Source organism: Thalassospira profundimaris, assembly GCF_003326795.1.
GTDB classification, from domain to species: domain Bacteria; phylum Pseudomonadota; class Alphaproteobacteria; order Rhodospirillales; family Thalassospiraceae; genus Thalassospira; species Thalassospira profundimaris_C.
This window is the reverse complement of record NZ_JPWI01000007.1, coordinates 1-21,975: the sequence shown is the minus strand read 5'-3', so window position 1 is coordinate 21,975 and position 21,975 is coordinate 1. Positions and strand designations below refer to the sequence as shown.

General features: G+C 55.0%; 19 protein-coding genes and 1 tRNA gene. 16 read left to right on the top strand and 4 right to left on the bottom strand.

What is annotated here, in order from left to right; all coding sequences use genetic code 11:
• Nucleotides 1-70: 70 nt before the first annotated feature.
• Nucleotides 71-3,049, bottom strand: a complete 2,979-nt coding sequence (locus TH30_RS11730) for a bifunctional [glutamine synthetase] adenylyltransferase/[glutamine synthetase]-adenylyl-L-tyrosine phosphorylase (protein ID WP_114098290.1) — start codon at nt 3,047-3,049, stop codon at nt 71-73.
• A 273-nt stretch (nt 3,050-3,322) separates the two neighbouring features.
• Here TH30_RS11730 and TH30_RS11725 point away from each other — a divergent pair, with 273 nt between their 5' ends.
• A complete protein-coding gene (locus TH30_RS11725) occupies nt 3,323-6,868 on the top strand; it encodes a YhdP family protein (RefSeq protein ID WP_114098289.1) in 3,546 nt (1,181 codons plus the stop codon).
• A gap of 77 nt (nt 6,869-6,945) precedes the next feature.
• Here TH30_RS11725 and tyrS read toward each other — a convergent pair whose 3' ends face one another.
• Nucleotides 6,946-8,199: a tyrosine--tRNA ligase gene (gene tyrS / locus TH30_RS11720; RefSeq protein ID WP_114098288.1), complete on the bottom strand. Its 1,254-nt coding sequence runs from the start codon at nt 8,197-8,199 to the stop codon at nt 6,946-6,948.
• 187 nt (nt 8,200-8,386) lie between these two features.
• Between tyrS and TH30_RS11715 the strand changes: the two genes are divergently transcribed.
• Nucleotides 8,387-9,514, top strand: a complete 1,128-nt coding sequence (locus TH30_RS11715; RefSeq protein ID WP_114098287.1) for an anhydro-N-acetylmuramic acid kinase — start codon at nt 8,387-8,389, stop codon at nt 9,512-9,514.
• 43 nt (nt 9,515-9,557) lie between these two features.
• Here the strand turns inward: TH30_RS11715 and TH30_RS11710 are convergent, their stop codons facing one another.
• Entirely contained in the window at nt 9,558-10,196 is a 639-nt protein-coding gene (locus TH30_RS11710) for an alpha/beta hydrolase (RefSeq protein ID WP_114098286.1), read from the bottom strand.
• A gap of 245 nt (nt 10,197-10,441) precedes the next feature.
• Between TH30_RS11710 and cysE the strand changes: the two genes are divergently transcribed.
• From cysE to TH30_RS11640, 14 genes are all read left to right on the top strand, one after another.
• On the top strand, nt 10,442-11,179 hold the full coding sequence (cysE, locus tag TH30_RS11705; protein ID WP_114098285.1) for a serine O-acetyltransferase: 738 nt from the start codon (nt 10,442-10,444) through the stop codon (nt 11,177-11,179).
• An 87-nt stretch (nt 11,180-11,266) separates the two neighbouring features.
• Nucleotides 11,267-11,749: an Rrf2 family transcriptional regulator gene (locus TH30_RS11700; RefSeq protein WP_114098284.1), complete on the top strand. Its 483-nt coding sequence runs from the start codon at nt 11,267-11,269 to the stop codon at nt 11,747-11,749.
• 49 nt (nt 11,750-11,798) lie between these two features.
• Complete coding sequence (locus TH30_RS11695) at nt 11,799-12,926, top strand: cysteine desulfurase family protein (RefSeq protein WP_114098283.1); 1,128 nt, start codon at nt 11,799-11,801, stop codon at nt 12,924-12,926.
• A gap of 28 nt (nt 12,927-12,954) precedes the next feature.
• The gene (locus TH30_RS11690; protein WP_114098282.1) at nt 12,955-14,178 is read left to right on the top strand and encodes an IscS subfamily cysteine desulfurase; all 1,224 of its coding nucleotides are present in this window, start codon (nt 12,955-12,957) and stop codon (nt 14,176-14,178) included.
• Nucleotides 14,179-14,238: 60 nt separating this feature from the next.
• A complete protein-coding gene (gene iscU, locus TH30_RS11685) occupies nt 14,239-14,637 on the top strand; it encodes a Fe-S cluster assembly scaffold IscU (RefSeq protein WP_114098281.1) in 399 nt (132 codons plus the stop codon).
• 44 nt (nt 14,638-14,681) lie between these two features.
• Nucleotides 14,682-15,023, top strand: coding sequence for a HesB/IscA family protein (locus TH30_RS11680; RefSeq protein WP_068518526.1), 342 nt, complete (start codon nt 14,682-14,684; stop codon nt 15,021-15,023).
• 143 nt (nt 15,024-15,166) lie between these two features.
• Complete coding sequence (gene hscB / locus TH30_RS11675) at nt 15,167-15,787, top strand: Fe-S protein assembly co-chaperone HscB (protein ID WP_114098280.1); 621 nt, start codon at nt 15,167-15,169, stop codon at nt 15,785-15,787.
• 31 nt (nt 15,788-15,818) lie between these two features.
• Complete coding sequence (gene hscA / locus TH30_RS11670) at nt 15,819-17,717, top strand: Fe-S protein assembly chaperone HscA (protein ID WP_114098279.1); 1,899 nt, start codon at nt 15,819-15,821, stop codon at nt 17,715-17,717.
• A gap of 154 nt (nt 17,718-17,871) precedes the next feature.
• Nucleotides 17,872-18,207, top strand: coding sequence for a ferredoxin family 2Fe-2S iron-sulfur cluster binding protein (locus tag TH30_RS11665; RefSeq protein WP_101247649.1), 336 nt, complete (start codon nt 17,872-17,874; stop codon nt 18,205-18,207).
• Nucleotides 18,208-18,263: 56 nt separating this feature from the next.
• Nucleotides 18,264-18,461 (top strand): Fe-S cluster assembly protein IscX, encoded by a 198-nt coding sequence (gene iscX, locus TH30_RS11660; RefSeq protein WP_068518522.1) that lies wholly within the window; start codon nt 18,264-18,266, stop codon nt 18,459-18,461.
• Between the two features lie 140 nt (nt 18,462-18,601).
• Entirely contained in the window at nt 18,602-19,306 is a 705-nt protein-coding gene (gene tenA / locus TH30_RS11655) for a thiaminase II (RefSeq protein WP_114098278.1), read from the top strand.
• Nucleotides 19,307-19,422: 116 nt separating this feature from the next.
• The gene (gene mnmA, locus TH30_RS11650; RefSeq protein WP_114098455.1) at nt 19,423-20,568 is read left to right on the top strand and encodes a tRNA 2-thiouridine(34) synthase MnmA; all 1,146 of its coding nucleotides are present in this window, start codon (nt 19,423-19,425) and stop codon (nt 20,566-20,568) included.
• A 167-nt stretch (nt 20,569-20,735) separates the two neighbouring features.
• A tRNA-Met gene (locus TH30_RS11645) sits at nt 20,736-20,812 on the top strand.
• 378 nt (nt 20,813-21,190) lie between these two features.
• Entirely contained in the window at nt 21,191-21,619 is a 429-nt protein-coding gene (locus tag TH30_RS11640; RefSeq protein WP_114098277.1) for a hypothetical protein, read from the top strand.
• A 142-nt stretch (nt 21,620-21,761) separates the two neighbouring features.
• Here TH30_RS11640 and TH30_RS11635 read toward each other — a convergent pair.
• Nucleotides 21,762-21,975, bottom strand: a 214-nt coding sequence (locus TH30_RS11635) for an SRPBCC domain-containing protein (protein WP_181850253.1), incomplete at its 5' end; no start/stop codon positions are given.

Genomic DNA, 21,975 nt, shown 5'->3' with positions numbered 1-21,975 from the left:
TTTATAAGGATGGCAAGATCACGTGGATCATTGGCACGAACACTTATTCGCTGTGTTGTCCGTTCGGGTTTTATGCTTCGGCTGGCGGGGCGACCTTTTCAGCCGGTTCTGCAATGATGCGGTCATAGATTGCCTTGATCCGGGTGGCGGTGGCTTCGATCTTTTCCTTCAGGCTGGCGAAATCGTCACATTTTCCGGCCCGGGCCAACATCTGCTGCAAATCGGTGCTTGCCCGTTCGGGATCAAACGGTCCCTCGGTCGTCAGGCGCAACATCGCCTGAAGGGCCAGCCAGAACGCCCCGGCATTGGCAAGAAATTCTGCCTCCTCTGCATCAAGAATGCCCGCAGTGCCAAGGCGTTTGAATACTTCACGCGTGGTCGGTGACAGGATTTCGGGATGTTCATGCGCGTGACGCAGCTGCAAATATTGCGCAATGAATTCCAGATCGACCAGTCCGCCACGGCGCATCTTGATGGCCCAGGGGTGATTGTCACCCTTGCCGGCATCCATGCGGTTTCGCATGTCAAATACTTCGCGGACCAGTTGGTCGGGGTCGCGTGGTTTGCGCAGGACGGCATTGGTTGTCGCAAGAACCTTGTCGCACAGCGATTGCGGACCAAAGACCGCGCGCAGACGGGTCAGTGCCATATGCTCCCAGGTCCAGGCTTCATTATTCTGATAGGTCTCGAAACTTTTGAAATGGGTTGCAAGCGGGCCTTTAGATCCGCTTGGCCGCAGGCGCAGGTCTGTTTCAAACAGAACCCCCTCGGCCGTCGGGGCGGAAAGGGCGTTGATATAGCGCTGGCTGAGCCGGATGAAATAATGACCGGGCGAAAGTGGCCTTTCGCCATCTGATTCTTCAGCCTCTTCGGGAACATCATAGATAAAGACCATATCAAGGTCCGACCCCGGCGACAGTTCCTGACCGCCGTGTTTGCCAAGGGCAAACACGGCCAGTCCACCATCTGTGAACGTGCCATGCTTGGCGGCAAAATCATCGGCAATGCGCGGGAACAGGGCGCGGATCGCCACATCGGCCACATCGGCAAGGGCCCGGCCTGCTTCATGCGGGGTCTGGCGATTCTGGATGGTCTGAACATCGATCTGGAATTTCTGATCATTGGCCCAGCGCCGTGCGGCATCGAGCCAGTCTTCGACCATGTCTTCGCGCGACAGGCGGGCGTCAAGATCGGCAAGCATGGTTTCGGCATCGGGAAGCTGTTCGTGGAAGCCTGACATCAGAACGAAATCAAGAACCGATGCGTTGCGTCCGATATATTTCGCCATGCGTGGTGCTGTTCCGGCAATCTGTGCCAGCAATTCCAGCAATTCGGGATGGGCTGTAAACAGCGAGAACAACTGAACTCCGGCAGGCAGGCCTTTGAGGAATTCGTCGAAGGCACGGAATGCCATATCGGGGTTGGTGGTTTTGGAAAGCGCACCAAGCAATGTCGGCATCAGTTCGGTCAGGATTTCACGCGCACGGCGTGACCGGGTCGCACGATACCGCCCGTGATGCCATCCGCGTACTGTCACCGATACATTTTCGGCATTCTCAAACCCCATCTCGCGCAGGTTCGAAAGGGTATCGGGATCATCTTCGGTGCCGGTAAAGACAAGGTTGCCCGTCTTGCTGTCACCGGTTAGCGGTGTGTCGTCTTCAAACAGTTCGGCATAATTGTTTTCGACATTGCGCAGATGAAGCAGCAAATCGGCCCTGAAATCATCAAGGGTCGCATAGCCAAGGAAGGTGGCAAGGGCGAGCAATCCCTCGTCGGTTTCCGGTAATGTCTGGGTCTGCTGATCATTGATCATTTGCAGACGATGCTCGACCGTGCGCAGAAACGCATAGGCGGCAAGCATTTCGTCGCGGACTTTTTCTGAAACCTGCCCGAATTTGGTCAGCGTATGCAAGGTGTCGCAGGTTGCCTTGCCACGCAGGGCAACTTCACGTCCCCCCCATATCAATTGCTGGGTCTGGGCAAAGAATTCGATTTCGCGGATACCGCCGCGACCGAGCTTGATGTTATGGCCCGGCACATTGATCTTGCTGCCGCCCTTATGGGCATTGATCTGGCGCTTGATCGAATGAATGTCCTGAATGGCCAGAAAATCAAGATGCTTGCGCCAGACAAACGGACGCAGAATTTCCAGAAATGCATTGCCGGCCGGGCGATCGCCTCCGACGATCCGGGCCTTGATCATGGCCGCACGTTCCCAGTTCTGCCCGACCGTCTCATAATAGGTTTCCGCTGCAATCATCGACAGGATCGGCGGGGTTGAGGCAGGGTCGGGGCGCAAACGCAAGTCGGTTCGAAAGACATAGCCGTCGCCTGTGCGTTCTTCCATGACGCGCGTGATGTCACGGACCATTCGGACAAGATCCTGTTGCAGGCGATCCGGATCAAGATAGGTCACAACATCCTGATCATACAGGAAGATCAGATCGATATCGGACGAGTAGTTCAGCTCGCAAGCACCAAGCTTTCCCATGCCAATCGCAAAGATACCCGACCCGTCCAGCGGATTTTCCGGGTTGGGCAGGTCGTATTTGCGCTGACGCGCCATGGCTGACAGGCAATGGGCCATGGTGAAATCAAGGGTGCATTCGGCGGTTTCACTGATCGCAGCGGTTATCTTGGCCAGTGGCCATGCCTTGCAGATATCGGCAATCGCAATGACCAGTGCTGCACGGCGTTTGGCCTTGCGCACGATGGTCATGGTTGTTGCCTGATCGATGTTGCGCGCTTCTGCACTGACCCGGACCGGATCAAGTGCCACACCAAAGGCATGATCAAGCCCGTTATCAAAGACATCACAGACAATATCGGGATCGCGCAAACACAGATTGGTCAGATAGGGGCTGTTGCCAAAAAGTGCCGCGAGAACGGTCCTGCTTTGGGGATCGGACGCAATGTCGCCAATTTTTGATGCAAGATTTTCGAATGCCGGACGTTCTCCTAATATGTTCCAGCGTTCAAACGCATTGCGAACACGTTCGGCATCAAAGGGTTGGGGCAGGTCCTGTGAAATCCAGGAAAGAGACACTTTTTGCGTTCCTTGTATTGCGAAACGGTAACGAAACGGGCTATGCACAGAACTGTGCGTGATCGCATACTTCCGGCAAGAACTTCGAAGCCCCGCTCAAAAGGGTGACGATCTATATTTAGCTTTTCTGTGATCGGACAAAAAGAGATTAGATCGGTAAGCGTCTGGTACTTTTGACCAAGTATGTGCTGTTCATATGGTCGATATGAATACCAGACTGCGCTGATTGTTGCTATTGCTGCATATGTTATCGGGAAGACAGGATAAATAAGAGTGCGCCTTGTTAAAATCTTCGCTGGATGGCTGGCGCTGACCTTATCGGCGGTCGTCCTGTTTGTTGGCGTATTTGCAGCAGTCACCATCTGGCGACTGTCACAGGAACCTGTGTCCCTGCACCGCATCACTCCCTATATCGTTGATCATTTGAACAAGTCGATGGGCGACAACCGGCTTGCGGTCGGTGACGTTGTTCTGCGTTGGCGCGGCTGGGCGGAAAAGTTTGATGTCGGGCTTCGAGATGTTGTCATCATCGGTGGTGATGACCGTGAATTGCTGCACATCCCCGAAGCCGACGTGGTGTTTTCCAGCAAGGCCTTGTTTGAAGGTGTCCTTGCCCTGCGCGAAATGAACCTGATCGGGGCACGTATTCGCCTTGAACGTCGCGCCGATGGTCAGATCGATATCGGTTATGTGACGGATAATGTTGCGTCCGGCGAGGCCGTATCAGATGACAACTCAGGTAATCCGCCTGACCAAACCTATGAGTCCGGACGCGGCACATCCGTAATCATTGATCTGCCAGCTGGTCAGAATGCCCAGCCATCTGCGCCAATTGAGCAAAACACCCCGGTAGCAACAACGGGGTCTGACGGAAAGACTGGGCTGGAACAGGCAGGCGAGCCGATTGAACGATCCGGTAGCGAAATGCTGCGCGATGTTGTCTCAATCCTGTCGGGCGAACGGACGGACTTTCCGGCGGCAGCCTATTTTGAAAGCTTTGGCATCGTGAATGCCGACTTGCAGGTGCGCGACGAACAGCTTGGCGTTGTCTGGGCCGCACCACAGGCTGATATTCTGTTGTCGCGCAAGCCGCTTGGCATTGGTGCCGAGGCATCCTTGCAGGTCAGTGCAGGTGCCCTGTCAACGCGTGTCAATATCACCGGCGATTACAGCACCAGGACAGGTGAAATCGATCTTGAAGCGCGATTGGGCGAGGTCGAACTTTCAGATCTGGTCAGTATCTCCGATATCTTTGAGCCACTGCGCGATGCCTATGTGCCGGTGTCGGGTGCGATCAAGGCCCGGTACGATGTCGATGGTACACTGGTCTCTGCGGCAACCGATCTTGTGGTCGGGAGCGGTGTGATTTCCTTCCCGGACGAGATGCGTGCAACCTATCGCGTGACCGACGGGCGCATTGTGACAAGCTTTGTGCCGGGCCGCTTCAGTGTTGATGACGTGACCCTGAATGTCGGCGACGCAACCGCGACAGTTACCGGGGTGGTTCTTGATCCGTTCGGGCAATGGCGGGTCAGTCTTGACGCGCGGGCGACCGATGTGGCCACCAATGATCTTGATCGCCTGTGGCCGGAAAATGTCGGCATCGATGCGCGGACATGGGTTGTCACGAACCTGTCCGAAGGCATCGTCCATCAGGCAACCATGCATACCGAACTTCATCAGGATGAAGCAGGCGAGGTGGTTCTTGACGCGTTGGGTGGTCAAATGACCATGTCGGGTGTGACAGTGCATTATCTTGGTGACATGCCCGAGGTGCTTGATGCAGCCGGCCATGCCGAATTCGATGAAACCAGCTTCAGGATTTATGCTAATCGCGGACAGGCGGATGGCTTGACCGTGACCGATGCCAGTATCCTGTTTACCAAGCTTGATGAACCGGTTCCCTCGGCCGATATCGAGGTTGTTGCCAATGGCAGTGCGCGCAAGGCACTTGAACTGATCGAGGCACAGCCGCTTGGATTTGCCACCCGTCTTGGTATTGATCCCGCGCAGATTGAAGGGGAACAGGCAACCCGTGTTCGTTTGCATTTCCCGTTGCTTCGCGCTGTGACTTTCGATGATGTCGAGGTCGCCGCAGCATCGCGGATCGAGAAGGCCAGTATCACCAATGCATTCCGCGAGCTGGATGTCAAAAACGGCAGCTTCGAATTGCAGGTCAACACCAAGGGGCTTGAACTGAACGGTACGGCATCCGTTGGTAAGGGCAAGACGGCAATCAACTGGGTCGAAAGTTTCGATACCGCGGCCAGGGTCAGAAGCCATTACACCCTTTCGGGTGACCTGGACCTGGCCGTTCTACCCGATGTCGAACTTGATGTGTCGCCATATCTTTCCGGAATGGGCAAGGGCAAGCTTGATATCAGGGTCTTGCCCGACCAGGTAGAGCTTAAAGGCGATGTCGGCCTTAAGGATGTCGCGATTTCGCTCCCGCTTGAGGAACTCGCCTATGTCAAACAGGCCGGGGCAGAGGCAAACGCAAAGTTCGATGCTGCAGTCCTCTATGAGGGGGGCGGGCAACTGAAATCCTTTGCGATTACGGCGCCGGCACTTGAGGCTTCCGGGCGCGGGAACTGGCGCGGCGATAATCCGATTGCCGATCAATGGGCGTTCGAGATCGAAGATACACGTTTTCGCGAAAATACCGGGCTCGAAGGCTCTATCCGCCTTGCCAATGATGACAAGCTGACGGTTGATCTTCGTGGCGCGCAGTTTGATCTGCGTCCCTTCGTTGAAAAGGACACATCATCCGAACCTGCTGAGGTGACTGGAGATGACAAGGCTGATCTGCGCAATGTTATTGTCACCCTGACAGGGGACAGTTTCTTGCTTAAGGGGGCCGACCCGCTTCTTAATGACGGCAAAGTCACATTCAATCAGGCGAATGACAGCCGCGAAATCGAAATTTCTGCACGTCAGCTGATTGCAACGCCCTGGATTGTCAATGATGAGACCGACAGTCCCAAATCCGGGGAAAGTGCGGCCCCCAATAGTGGCGGTATCGGTCAGCGCGCCAGCCGCGAGGGCGGTTCAACTGCAATCTTCCTGAATATCGAACAGTTGGTTATGGCCAATGGCGAGCTGTTCAGTGACGTCAAAGGATCGATCCATGTAGTCGGGCAGGAATGGGATCGTCTGGTGTTAAACGGGTCGCTGGCGGATCGCGCGACCGTTTTCGCACAAGTCAGCCGCGAAGATTTCGCGACCCGCAAAGTCATGCTGACCGCCGAAGATGCAGGCAAGTTCCTGCGCGCGCTTGATATGTATGACAACCTTCTGGGCGGCAACATGTCGATCGAAGGCACGGTCGATGAAAGCGACGTTGCACAACCCTTTGCCGGAAAGGTCAATATCACCGAATTCCGGGTTGTTAATGCCCCGATTGCCGCCCGTGTTCTTGGCGCAGCATCGCTATCGGGCCTGAACGACGTGCTGCAAGGCAATGGTATCGCCTTTGCCGAACTTAATGGTGATTTCACCTATGTGAATGACGTTTTGACCTTGGCCAAGGTCGCCGCAAATGGAACGGCGGTTGGCGTAACAGCAAACGGATCAATTGATCTGGCAAAATCGGAAATCCGTCTTGCCGGGTCTATTGTGCCGATCTATGCGATCAACTCGGCACTTGGGGTGATCCCGATCCTTGGTGATCTTCTGGTTGGTGAGGAAGGTGGCGGTATCTTTGCCCCGACCTACACGATTGAGGGTGATCTGGGCGAACCGGACGTCACGGTCAATCCGCTTTCGACCTTTGTGCCCGGCGTGTTTCGCAATCTGATCACCGGGGCCGAACCCGGCTAGTCATGCCTGTTATCGACAAACAAAAAGCCCCGCAGCCTGAGCTGCGGGGCTTTTGTATTTGATAGGGGGCGACCTGATCAGACCGGTTTGATCAGTACGTGGCGCTTTTTGCCTGCGGAAACCTTGATGACGCCATCGGCGTTCAGGGCGTCTGATGTGATATTGGCGTTTTCATCACTGACTTTCTCGTCATTGATTTTTGCGCCGCCACCTTTAATCAGGCGACGGGCTTCGCCACCCGTATTGGCCAGCTCTGCACGGCGGAAAAGATCGAAGGCCGGGATACCGGCATCAAGTTCGGCCCTTGCGACTTCAACGGTCGGAAGGTCATCGGCCAGAACACCTTCTTCAAAGGTCTTGCGCGCCGTTTCGGCTGCGGCAAGGGCCGCTTCTTCGCCACGACACAGCTTGACGGCTTCGAATGCCAGAACCTTTTTGGCTTCGTTGATCTGCGACCCTTCAAGCTTGGCGAACGCGTCAATCTGCTCAAGCGACATTTCGGTAAACAGGCGCATGAACTTGATAACGTCGGCGTCTTCGGTGTTGCGCCAGAACTGGTAATAGTCATAGGACGACAGGCGTTCCTCGTTCAGCCATACCGCCCCGGCGGCGGTTTTGCCCATCTTGGCACCTGACGCGGTGGTCATGAGCGGTGTGGTCAGGCCAAACAGTGATTTCTCGTCAACGCGACGGCCAAGCTCAACACCATTAACGATATTGCCCCACTGATCCGAACCGCCCATCTGCAACATGCAGCCGTAATTGCGATTCAGTTCAACAAAGTCATAGGCCTGCAGGATCATATAGTTGAATTCAAGGAAGCTCAGCGACTGTTCACGTTCCAGACGCAGCTTGACCGAGTCAAAGCTCAGCATACGGTTGACCGAGAAATGGCGACCGAAATCACGCAGGAATTCGATATAGTTCAGCTTGTCGAGCCAGTCGGCATTGTTGACCATAACTGCATCGGTCGGGCCGTCGCCAAAAGTCAGGAACTGCTGGAAGACCTTTTTGATACCGGCCATGTTGGCTGCAATGACTTCATCGGTCAGAACCGGGCGGGCATCATCACGACCGGTCGGATCGCCAACGCGCGTCGTACCGGCACCCATCAGAACAATCGGCTTGTGACCGGTTTTCTGCAACCAGCGCAGCATCATGATCGAGACAAGCGATCCGACATGCAGGCTGTCTGCGGTGCAGTCATAACCGACATAGCACACCACCGTATTTTCCGATGCATAGGCATCAAGGCCTTCAAGATCAGTGCATTGGTGGATGTAACCGCGGTCATTCATGACGCGGAGAAAATCAGACTTCAGTTCAGTCATGGTTTTTGCGCTATGTTGGTTGTGATAGAAAATTCGGGCCGCATAATGTGCGGAGGCGATGATCTAGCACAGAAAACATGCGCTGGGCAACGCATCGGCGAACAGATATGCAATCAGGGTAACGATTTCGCCAGAATTTCGATCTAACCTGCTTTTGCAACCACAAAAAGATCAGGCGGAGCAAGATATGACACAGGGCAGGACACCGGGCTGGATCACGGCAATTGGAATGATGAGCGGCACCTCGCTTGATGGCGTGGACGCGGCGCTGATTGAAACCGATGGTGTCGAGGTTAGGCGTCTGGATCAGTCTGTTTTTGTGCCTTATGCGCCGGAATTACGCGAAAGAATGCGGGCCTGTTTTGGCAACCGCAGTGCGACCAACTCCGAACATGTGGTCGCCGATGATCTGACGCAGGTTCATGTTGATGCTGTTAACATGCTGCTGGAGAAAACCAGCATGACGCCGGGTGATATCGGGGTGATCGGTTTTCATGGCCAGACCGTGTTTCACGAACCGGCGTCGGGCCTGACCCGTCAGATTGGCACGCCAGATATGCTGGCTGATAAAACCGGTATTCCGGTGGTCGCAGATTTTCGTCTTGCTGATGTTGCCGCAGGCGGCGAGGGCGCACCGCTGGCTCCGGTTTACCACGCAGCCCTGATGAAAAGTGCAGGAGTGGAAGTGCCTGTTGCTGTGCTTAATATCGGTGGCGTCTCGAACGTCACATGGATCGGCGAGGGCGATGATATCCTTGCCTTCGATTGCGGGCCGGGCAATGCACGTCTTGATGACTGGATGTTGCGCCATACCGGCAATCCGGTAGATCTGAACGGTGCAACGGCGGCGTCAGGTAAGGGGGACCTGATGGTCGAGGTCAAATTCCTTGAAGACCCGTATTTTGATCGTGTCCCGCCGAAATCACTCGATCGCGAAGATATGGCTGCCCGGATTGATAGTCTGGTGACCGAGGCAAAGCTTGGTGTTTCAGATGGGGCGGCAACCCTTGCCAATTGCACGGTCGCCGCCATTGTTGCCGGGGTGAACCATCTGCCGGTTGCACCCAAAAGCTGGTTTGTCTGCGGTGGCGGGCGACACAATCATTATGTCATGGAAACGCTGGCAAGCCGTCTTGGGGTTCCGGTGCGTTCGGTTGATGAACTGGACTGGGACGGGGATGCGGTCGAGGCAGAATGTTTCGGCTATCTTGCCGTGCGTCACCTGCATGGCTTGCCGCTAAGTTTTCCCGGGACGACGGGCGTGCCCGCGCCATGTTGTGGTGGTAAATTATATACAACGAAAAAGGCCGCCTGATCAGGCGGCCTTTTTCGTGATTGTCTGACATGCTGGCGGGCAATTATGCGCCGCGCTTGTCCAGATAGGCGATCGAATGCTTGATCACGTCATCTTGCTGTTTGGCAAAATAGTGATCGGCACCGTCAATCGTGCACATGTCAACTTCGATGCCTTTCTGGGCATTGAGTTTGTCTGCAAGCTTGTTAACCGACGATACCGGAATGTTGCTGTCCTGCGATCCGTGGATCAGGATACCCGACGACGGGCAGGGGGCAAGGAAGGTGAAGTCATATTCACTTGCCGGTGCTGCAACCGAAATAAATCCGTCGATTTCCGGGCGGCGCATCAGAAGCTGCATGCCGATCCAGGAACCGAACGAGTAACCGGCAACCCAGGTTGCACGTGCATTGGCATTATAGGTCTGCATCCAGTCAAGCGCAGATGCCGCATCCGACAGTTCACCGATTCCCTGATCGTAAACGCCCTGCGAGCGACCGACACCGCGGAAGTTGAACCGCATGACAGAATAGCCACGATCCTTGAACATGTTGAACATGTTGAAGCACAACTTGTTGTTCATTGTGCCACCCTGTTGCGGGTTCGGATGGAGGATAAGTGCGATGGGCGAATCGTCAGCGCCGTTATGGTGGTAGCGACCTTCAAGGCGACCTTCGGGGCCGTTAAAAATGACCTCAGGCATGGATCAGACTGCTCCTGTCCACGAATGGAATGATGTGTGCAACAAAAATATCCGAGTGTTTTTGTAAGTTTTTTCGTGTTTGCGCATAAATTGCTTTGGGCAAATACTTGACCAAGTTACTCGGTTATCCTATATTCCGGCTAACCCGTTGGTGCCGACTTAACCCGATCTTGCAGGTGATGCAGGGCCGGGCGTGGACGTGGCTGCCGGGAATCGAAGCTACTAATTACACAGTGGACCGCCCCATGTTCAAGATAATTCGTCAGGAAATTGACGCGATGATTGCCCGCGACCCCGCGGCCCGATCCCGTTGGGAAGTCGTGATCAGTTATCCGGCGTTTCATGCGATCATGGGATACCGCGCAACACACTGGCTCTGGCAGCGTGGTTTTCGCATTACAGCACGCTTCTTTTCCCAGATTTTCCGCTGGTTGACCGGGATTGAAATTCACCCGGGTGCCAAGATCGGCAAGCGGTTCTTTATCGACCATGGCATGGGTGTCGTGATTGGTGAAACCGCCGAGATTGGCGACGATGTGACCCTGTATCAGGGGGTTACCCTTGGCGGAACATCGCCCAGCGTAAACAGCGATGGCCAGCGCGGCCTCAAACGCCATCCGACACTTGAAGATGGTGTGATCGTTGGTTCGGGCGCGCAGATTCTTGGTCCGTTCACCGTGCGCAAGAATGCCCGTGTCGGCGGCAATGCCGTTGTGCTTTCCGAAGTGCCCGAAGGGGCGACTGTGGTTGGTATCCCGGCCAAGATCGTTCGCCGCGAGACCGATGATCGTTTCTGTGCTTATGGTACGCCGCTTGGCGATCTGCCCGATCCGGTGGCGCGCGCTCTTGAAGAACTCGGTCGCGAAGTACAGGCGCTGCGCAATCAGGTCACCGCACTTGAAGCCGAAAAGTCGGGTGCTGCAGGAAAGCCGGGCGGGGATGCGACGCCGGAAAAACCGCGTATCGTCGCATCATCGGAATAATTTGCGCGTATCGCGCAACTTGAATGAACAGCCCGCTGTCAGGTTCATGAGCAACAGAACCGAACCAGCAAGGCAGGAGGACGCACCGTGAAGCTGAGTACCAAAGGCCGCTATGCCGTTATGGCGATGGTCGATCTCGCTGAAAGCAGCAAGGACCGACCGGTCGCACTTGCCGATATTGCGGACCGTCAGGAAATTTCGCTGTCTTATCTTGAACAGCTGTTTGGCAAATTGCGCAAGGGCGGGCTTGTCCGTTCCGTGCGTGGCCCGGGTGGTGGATATCTGCTGGCAAGAACTGCCAGCGAAACCCGTGTGGCCGATGTCATTCTTGCTGTTGATGAACCGATCCGTGCAACCCGTTGCAAATCAGGTTCCCCCAAGGGCTGCAAGGCCAACAAGGGCCGCTGCCAGACCCATGAATTGTGGGAAGAACTGGGCAACCAGATTTATCTTTATCTGGCTTCTGTCAGCCTTGCTGATGTGGTGGATCGCAACGTGACCGGTTCTCTTCGGGTTTTTCCGGGTAAAACAACGCAAATAGAAGAACCGTCGCAGGTTGCGGCACAGTGAATGCTCCTCTATATCGAGGGTAGATGCGAATAAGGATGATTACAAACTGATGGCCGACCAGGTTTATCTCGACTACAACGCAAGCGCGCCGCTGTGCTCCGAAGCACGGCAGGCCATGATCGCTGCGATGGATGTTGCAGGTAATCCGTCATCGGTTCATGCCAGCGGCCGTGCTGCACGCAAGATTGTCGACCATGCACGTCGCACCATTGCCGAACTGGTCGGTGGTGATTCAGAACGGATCATCTTCACCAGTGGCGGTACCGAGGCCAACAACCTCGCGCTGAACGGTCTTGAAGACGTCACTGTCTTCACAAGCGCGGTTGAACATCCCTCGGTGATCGAAGGGCGCGTTGATGCAAAACGCATCCCGGTGGATGGCAACGGTGTGGTTGATCTTGATGCCCTTGAAGCGATGCTCAAGGAAGCATCGGACGCCGGGCAGAAGGTTCTGGTTTCGGTCATGCTGGCCAATAATGAAACCGGTGTGATCCAGCCGGTGGCCAAAGTGGCCCTGCTGGCCCGCGAATACGGGGCAAAGGTCCATTGTGATGCCGTTCAGGCATTGGGCCGGATGCCGGTGGATATGGGGCGCTTGCTGGTTGATATGGTGTCGATTTCGGCCCATAAGATCGGCGGACCCAAGGGAATTGGCGCACTTGCGATCGCGCCCGGCGTGATGCTGGTGCCGCAGATCCGCGGGGGCGGACAGGAAAAATACCGCCGTGGCGGCACCGAGAACGTTCTGGGTATTGCAGGCTTTTCCGCCGCAGCCGAACGGGCAGAGGCCAAAATGGCAAACATGGCGAATGTCGCAGCCCTGCGTGATCGCCTTGAAACGGAATTGGCATCAGAGGCGCCTGAGCTTCTGATCGCTGGTAAGGGAACGGAGCGACTGGTGAATACAAGTTGCCTGATCTTGCCGGGAATGCCGGGGGAAACCCAGGTTATGGCGCTGGATCTGGCAGGTGTTGCCATCAGTTCGGGATCAGCCTGTTCGTCAGGCAAGGTGCGTGAAAGCCACGTGCTCAGGGAAATGGGGGTTTCGGATGCCGGATCGGCCATCAGGGTCAGTCTGGGACTGGAAACCACCGACGAGGATATTGATACATTTATCCGTGTTTGGAGCCGGATGAGGGGCAATGCAGCGCGTAAGAAAGCGCGTCACGCTGCCTGACAAGAGAGTGAGTGAGGAAGCCTTTAATATGAACGAGCTTAAAGCAAAGCCGATCTATCTGGACTACCAGGCCACGACGCCGACCGACCCGCGTGTCGTCGAAGCGATGCTGCCGTATTTCACCGAGAAGTTCGGTAACCCGCATTCGCGTAACCACAGCTTTGGCTGGGAAGCCGAAGATGCGGTTGAAATTGCACGTGGTCAGGTTGCCAAGATCATTGGCGCATCGGCAAAAGAAATCATCTTTACCTCGGGTGCGACTGAATCGAACAACCTCGCACTCAAAGGTGTGATGAAGTTCTATGGCAAGAAAAAGCCGCATCTGATCACGGTCGTGACCGAGCATAAATGCGTGCTCGACAGTGCCCGTCACCTTGAGCAGGAAGGTTACAAAGTGACCTATCTTGGCGTTAAGGATAATGGCCTGATCGACCTTGAAGAACTTAAAGCTGCGATCACCGATGAAACTGCACTTGTTTCCGTCATGGGCGTGAACAACGAAATCGGTGTCATTCAGCCGCTTAAGGAAATCGGTGCCATCTGCCGTGAACGCAAGGTGTTCTTCCACACCGATTGCGCACAGGCTGTTGGCAAGATCGACCTTGATGTTGAAGACATGAATATCGACCTGATGTCGATTTCCGGCCACAAGATCTATGGCCCGAAAGGCATCGGTGCGCTGTTTGTCCGTCGTCGTCCGCGCGTTCGCGTTATCGCCCAGATCACCGGTGGTGGTCAGGAACGCGGTATGCGTTCGGGTACGCTCCCGACCCCGCTGATCGTGGGTCTTGGCAAGGCATGTGACATTCTGTCGAACGAAATGGCAGAAGAAAATGCACGCCTGACCGAACTGCGTGACTACACGCTGGCACGTTTCCGCGATCGTCTTGACGACATCTATCTGAATGGTGACGAAGAAGCCCGCGTTTGCGGTAACCTCAATGTTTCCTTTGCCTATGTCGAAGGCGAAAGCCTTCTGATGGACATCAAGAACATTGCTGTTTCTTCGGGTTCGGCATGTACGTCGGCATCGCTTGAACCGTCTTACGTTCTGCGTGCGCTTGGTGTTGACGAAGAACTCGCACACACCTCGCTGCGTATCGGCCTTGGCCGTTTCACGACCAAGGAAGAACTCGACACCGCTGTAGATGCAATCTGCACCGCGGTGGAGCGTCTCCGCGAGATGAGCCCGCTTTGGGAAATGGCCCAGGAAGGCATCGACATCAAGTCGATCGAGTGGGCTGAGCACTAAGAAGCGCCTGAATTAACGTCATTGTCTCGCGAGAGACCAAAAGAATATTGGAGAGAAATCATGGCTTATAGTGAAAAGCTGATCGACCATTACGAAAACCCGCGCAACGTTGGTTCCATGGACAAAAACGAAATGTCCGTTGGTACCGGTCTTGTTGGTGCACCGGCTTGTGGCGACGTGATGAAGCTGCAGATCAAGGTCACCCCGGAAGGCATCATCGAAGACGCAAAGTTCAAGACCTTTGGTTGCGGTTCGGCGATTGCGTCAAGCTCGCTGATCACCGAATGGGTCAAGGGCAAGTCGCTTGATGAAGCCGGCTCGATCAAGAACTCGCAGATTGCCGAAGAACTGGCTCTTCCGCCGGTCAAGGTTCACTGCTCGATCCTCGCTGAAGACGCCATCAAGGCTGCTATCAGCGACTACAAATCCAAAAACGGTGTGGCGGACGCTGCTGAATAAGCAACGTCCCTACCGCTGCGTTTTCCGGAATTTGGGAGAATACCATGGCTCTACCGTCACCGATTTCTGTCACACCAGTTGCGCTTGATCATATCAAGGCGTTGCTCGATAGCCGCGGCAAACCGTCGCATGGCATTCGTCTGGGTGTGCGCAGTAAAGGGTGTTCGGGCCTGTCTTACACGCTTGAATATGCTGACGATGCCAGCGGCTTCGAAGAAGTTGTCGAGCTGGAAGACGGCGTGAAAATCCTGATCGACCCAAAAGCCATCATGTTCGTGCTCGGCACCGAGATGGATTACGAGGTCAATAAAATGGAAGAAGGTTTCGTTTTCCGGAACCCCAACGAAAAAGGTCGTTGTGGTTGCGGGGAATCCTTCCACGTCTGATCGGCCGGGCTTTCCCTGCTTTCTGATTGGTCATGGCCCCGGCTTCATCGCCGGGGCCATCGACTGAAAAGGGTGGTCGGATCGCATCAAGTCCGACTGCCTTGCTATTTGTTTTTTGATTTTAATCCTCGGAAGTGCACCGCGTGAGCAATACAGAACATCCGGCACACAAAGCTTGCTGGTCCTGCAAGGGGCCGGTTGAAGTCAGCGCACTGTTTTGTGACACCTGCAACGCCATTCAGGCCCCGGGTCAGCTCGACCATTTCAAACGGTTTGGTCTGGAACGGTCCTTTGTCGTTGATATTGACGCGATGGAGGCCACCTATCTCAAACAGCAGCAGCTGTTGCACCCCGACCGCTTTGCGTCGAAATCCGGCCGTGAGCAGGCCCTGTCTTCGCAACAGGCTGCCAGCCTGAACGAGGCTTTCGAGACCCTTAAAAATCCGGTGGCGCGTGCCCATTACATGCTGCGTCTGGCCGGGATCGAACCCGAAGGTGGCGAAGGCCATACCGTCAATGATCCGGAACTTCTGATGGAAGCGATGGAAATGCGCGAAGCGCTTCATGATGCCGAAGACAAGGGCACCATTGATGCGATGATCAAGGATACCCGCAAGCAGGCCCGTGCCTGCGAAAAGGACCTTGGCGATGCGATTGACGGCAATGCCTTTGATACGGCCAAAAAGCTTACCACCCGTCTGAGATATCTCATGAAAATGACCGAGGAAGCGCGCGCGAAGAAATCGCGCCTTGCCGCTGCCTGATCATTTCAAATAACCGATACGGATAGAATTCATGGCTCTGCTTAAAATCCACGAACCGGGCGAAACGCCGCTCCCCCATGAGGACGAGCGCCAGATCGCGGTTGGTATCGATCTTGGAACCACCAACTCGGTCGTTGCGATTTCACGCGATGAAAAGCCCGAAGTGCTCCGCGACAAATCCGGTGGCAACGCCATCGTGCCGTCGGTTGTCTATTATGGCGATGGTACTCCGGTGGTCGGCGAAGAAGCCCGCGAACATATCAATACCGATGCCAATCGCGTCGTGTCCTCGGTCAAGCGCCTGATGGGCCGTGGTCTTGAGGATGTGAAATCGGTGGCCGGTACACTGCCCTATGACGTCGAAGTTCCCGAAGGTACCGAAGACGGCGCGGGCGAACCGATGATGGTGCGCCTTAATGTCGGGGGGCGCGTTCTGACCCCGGTTGAAGTTTCGGCTGATATCCTGCGGGCATTGCGGGCACGTGCCGAGGAAAGCCTTGATAAGACGGTCGAAAAGGCCGTGATCACGGTTCCGGCCTATTTTGACGATGCGGCACGTACCGCGACCAAGGATGCGGCCAAGCTTGCCGGGATTGAAGTCCTGCGTCTGGTCAATGAACCGACTGCGGCTGCCCTTGCCTATGGCCTTGATAACGGGGCAGAAGGGCTTTACGCCGTGTACGATCTTGGCGGCGGGACCTTTGATATCTCGCTTCTGAAAATGCAAAAGGGCGTTTTCCAGGTCAAGGCAACCGGCGGTGATGCCGCCCTTGGCGGTGACGATTTCGATCATGCCATTGCCGAACATCTTCTGGCCGAGCGCAAGGATGGCGGGGCGGCTGATGCGATTGACGCATCCGATGCCAAGCGCCTTCTGAAAACCGCACGCAAGGTCAAGGAAGGCCTGACCGATCAGGATGCGGTAGAAGTCGTTGTTGACCTGAATGGCAGCAAAACCACCCACACCGTCACGCGTGCCGCGTTCGAGGCGATGATCGCCAAGCTGTTATCGCGCACAACCGCGATCACCGAACAGGTTCTTGACGATGCCGATATCCTGCCCGAAGACGTCAAGGGCGTGGTGCTTGTCGGCGGTTCAACCCGTGTTCCGGCCGTGCGCAAGGCGGTGGCAGACCTGTTTGAACAGGAGCCGCTGTCTGATATCGACCCGGACGAGGTTGTCGCCCTTGGTGCCGCCCTTCAGGCCGAGGCACTCACGGGTGGTTCTGACAACCTTCTTCTGGATGTCACGCCATTGTCGCTTGGTCTGGAAACCATGGGCGGGATTGTTGAAAAGGTCATTGACCGCAATACCCCGATCCCGGTCGCCAAGGCACAGGAATTCACCACCTATCAGGATGGCCAGTCGGCCATGATGATCCATGTGGTGCAGGGCGAACGCGAAATGGTTGATCAGTGCAGATCGCTTGCCCGTTTTGTCCTGACCGGTATCCCGTCGATGGCCGCCGGGGCGGCCCGTATCCGCGTACAGTTCAATGTGGATGCGGATGGTCTTCTGACCGTCTCGGCCCGCGAGGAAACCACCGGCACCGAACAGGAAGTCGCCGTCAAGCCGACCTATGGCATCAACGAAGTCGATATGGCCAATATGCTGCGCGACAGTATGGTGCATGCCCGTGAAGATATGGAACTGCGCGTCCTGACCGAGGCGCGCGTTGAAGCGCGGCGCAATATCCTGGCTGTACGTGCGGCAATGGAAGCGGATCGGGCGTTACTGGCGCCTGAGGATGAGGAGACTATCAATAACGCCATTGCCACCCTTGAAACTGCAATGGCGGGCGATGACCGTGATGCCATCAACGAGGCCGCCGAGGCCCTTGAAAATGCATCGCGTCCCTTCGCCGAAGCCCGAATGGATAGCCGGATCCGGCAGGCACTTGCCGGCCAGAATGTTGATGAAGTGAATTAATCGACACCGGTGGAATTGACAAACCGGTCATCTGCGGCGATTGTCCCGAACAACCGCCAAGGTCAGGGCCGGACGAATGTGTTGCTTTCGGGTATCCGGGGCAGCGCATCAAACAGAGATCGAACGAAAAGTATTACCGAGGAGAAAGGCACAGATGCCTAAGATCGTTTTTGTTGAGACCGATGGCACCGAAAAGGAATTCGAAGTTGCCGACGGCCTGTCCGTTCTGGAAGCTGCCCATAAGAACGGCATCGACCTTGAAGGTGCATGCGAAGGTTCGCTGGCTTGCTCGACCTGTCACGTCGTTCTGGACGAAGAATGGTTCGACAAACTGGACGAGCCGTCTGAAGACGAAGAAGACATGCTTGATCTTGCTTTCGGCCTGACCGAGACCTCGCGTCTTGGCTGCCAGATCATCATGAGCGACGAACTCGACGGCCTGCGCGTCAAGCTGCCGGCTGCGACCCGCAACATGATGGTCGACAAGTAAGTTTGACCTTCTGTTGTCCGGATGCGTTTGCATGCCGGGCGTCAAAGGAGACGAATATGCGTTGGACAGATATTCAGGACATCGCGATCGAGCTTGAGGAAGCACATCCAGACAAGGATAACCTCAACCTTCGCTTTACCGACCTGCATAAATGGGTTTGCGAGCTTGAAGGTTTCGAAGACGATCCCGAGAAATCGAACGAAAAGATTCTCGAAGCCATCCAGATGGCCTGGATCGACGAACGCGAAGACTGATTTCGGAAGGGTTGAGACGTGCGCCTTGCGGCCTGCACCCTGACCAGAAAAATGACGGACCAGCCTGCATCTGCGGGCTGGTCCGTTTTTGTTTGTGCCAAAACCGGCCTGCCAAAACCATAAAACGGGACGAAATATCCATGAGCCAGACCGCCACCTTTACCGACATCATTCCGGCCGACAGCCTGTTTGGCAAATTGCGCGCACGCGCAAGTGACGCCTGGGAAAGCTATGTCTGCCATGATTTCGTAAAACAGCTTGGCAATGGAACCCTGCCCGAGGCCGCCTTCAAACATTACCTTATTCAGGATTACCTGTTTCTGATCCAGTTTTCGCGCGCCTATGCCCTTGCGGTCTACAAGGCCGAAGACCTGACCGCCATGCGCCAGTTTTCGGGCACAGTGCATGCCATCCTTGATATGGAAATGAGCCTGCATCTTGATTTCTGCAAAGGCTGGGGCCTGACTGAAGCCGACATCATCGCCGAACCGGAGGCGCGCGCCTGTGTCACCTATACCCGCTATGTGCTTGATCGCGGCATGCAGGGCGATGTGGTTGATCTTCAGGTTGCCCTGATGCCCTGTATGGTTGGCTATGCCGAAATCGCAAACCGCCTGATGGCAAGTTCTGATACAAGGCTTGATAACAATCCGTACCGGGCATGGATTGAAATGTATGCGTCCGCCGAATTCCAGGACGTGGCCAGGGCCGAGATCGACTTGCTCGAACATACCGTTGCCAAACGTGGCGGTCATGATCGCATCGACGGTCTGGTGGATACCTTTGCCATGGCAAGCCGCCTTGAAGCCGATTTCTGGCAGATGGGACTTGATCTGGCAAAATAGGCCAACATCGCCTATATAAGCTCGAAATATAACGTGCGGGTGGCGGCAATGCCGCCCGTTGCTTTTTGGATCAACTTCTTGTCGCTGCGGCCTTGACCCGCAGATGGGTGGGAAAAATGAACTCTCTTGGCTTTGATAAAGCCCCCGAAGATACCCGCGTGGTTGTTGCCATGTCGGGCGGTGTCGATAGCTCCGCGGTCGCGGCCCTTCTGAAATCAGAAGGCTATGACGTGGTGGGCATCACCCTTCAGCTTTATGATATGGGTGCCAATGCACCGACCCGTGCGAAATCCTGCTGTGCCGGGCGCGATATTTATGATGCGCGCAAAGTGGCCGAGGATATCGACATTCCCTATTACGTGCTTGATTACGAATCACGCTTCCGCGAAGAAGTGATCGATGATTTTGCCGACAGCTATATGCGCGGCGAAACTCCGATCCCGTGTGTGAAATGCAATCAGACCGTCAAATTCCGTGATCTGCTGGAAACCTCGCATGATCTTGGCGCGGATTGCATGGCGACCGGCCATTACGTGCAGCGCAAACTTGGTGCCGATGGCCGTGCCCAGTTGCACCGTGCCGCCGATCCGAACCGTGATCAAAGCTATTTCCTGTTCACCACCACCCAGGAACAGCTCGATTTCCTGCGCTTCCCGCTGGGCCATTTGATGAGCAAGGCCGAAACCCGTGCCCTTGCGGCCAAGTTCGGCCTTGAAGTTGCCGACAAGCCCGACAGTCAGGACATCTGCTTTGTCCCGGATGGCAAATATGCCCGTCTGGTCGAACGCCTCCGTCCCGAGGCGGGAGAGCCGGGCCAGATCGTTGATATTGATGGCAATGTCATGGGCGATCACCGGGGCCTGATCCATTACACGGTCGGGCAGCGTCGCGGGCTTAATATCGGTGGCACGGCAGAACCGCTTTATGTGGTCAAGCTGGTGCCGGAAAAACGTCAGGTCGTGGTTGGCCCCAAAGCCGCCCTTGCCAAGAAAATGGTCTATGTCAAAGACCTCAACTGGCTTGATGGCGACCAGATCGATGAAAAGGGGGTCGAGGTCGAAGTCAAACTGCGCTCGGCCATGCAGCCGACCACGGCAACCGTCTTCCCCGAAGCCCGCGGTGAAGCCCGGATCGAGCTTCACGATGCCCAGTTCGGGATCGCACCGGGGCAGGCGGGTGTGTTCTATCAGGGGGAACGTGTCCTTGGTGGCGGCTGGATCACCCGTGAAGAGCTTCTGGCCAATTCGGCGACTGCTGCCTAAGGTGGCCTGATCAACGAGTGTGGTGGGCGAGGGTGCATGTTCCTCGCCCGCTGGTTTTGTGGAAATCTTTTTTGATAAAAACGTCAAAAAGGCGCTTGACGGGGACGGCTCCCTGACTTAAAAACCGCCTCGTTCCGAACATTGCGGAACACCACAGAATATCCTGTGGCCGAGTAGCTCAGCTGGTTAGAGCAGCGGAATCATAATCCGCGTGTCGGGGGTTCAAGTCCCTCCTCGGCTACCAATTAAAGAAGCCCCGTACCATTCGGTACGGGGCTTCTTTAATTTTTACGCCAAGGATCGGGCTTGAACCCCCTGGTTCGCGAGAAAGCGAGGTACGCAGCTTTCGAGAGACATCGCCCTCCGGGCGATGGTCCGCAGGGCAAAGCCCAAGGATAAAAAGCAGCCCAAAGGCTGGTTTTTACAATTCCCTCCTCGGCTTCCAGCTAATCAAGTCGTGAACTTGACCTTCCAGAGTTTGTCTCGCGTCTTGCTTGGGTCTGGATTGGTTTGGGCAAGAGCGTCAGAATGGGAATAAATAAGATTCTCAAAGTTCTCGCTTGTTAGGCAGATGAGTTCTTGTCCGGTATTGTCTTGATCCTCTGCAGTGATGTGGTTGTGAATGGGTAAAATATTGAAAATATTTAAGAAAATCGTAGGGAAAGAGGTGGTCGTCTACAGCTTTTTGCTGTTTTCATTTGTTTTTGGGATTTTAGACGTTCTGGTTTTTAATCTAGCGATTTTGTATGGGGCGCTTGGAAAATTAATTGGTTTTGTTGCTCTTGTATTGTCTGTCTTGCATGTTGAATTCATGATGAGAGACCCCGAGAAGTACGATGGACTTGTTTTTTCACTAAGTAACGGTCGCGGATACAGAAATGTAGATAGTCGGACTCTTATATCATCAATGGGTGGCTTTATTTGTATCCTTTGTTGGTTGTTTATATTGGATTTAACAGAAATTTTCCTCGTGTATAGCGTGTCCTATTTTACGTATGCGGTTTTATTTGTGATTTCAGGTAGAGGTGAAGAGCGGTGTCAAAAAGGGTAGAGGTAGTCCATAACAAGACTCTTAAAGAAGGGAGCTGTTTCCTGTAACTCTTAGCACGGGCAGTGAAACCCGAGCGATATTATGCGGCACGAAACAAAAAAGACCGGGCATTTCCGGTCCTTTTTGCGTTTTGGACGGCAGCTTAGGCCGTTAATTTCAACAACAACTCATCCAGCCGTTCGAGCGTTGAGGCCAGGCCAGCCTCCATACCCATGTCAATGACCGTTTGCAGGTCTTTTGCAGAGTTATAGGCCACCACTGTCTCGGTAAGCGTATGTTCGCCCTGATCGGTGAAGGTCATGGTGACGTGAGAACGTGGCAAACTAGGATTTGCGATGCCGGTTTCATCGGTAAAG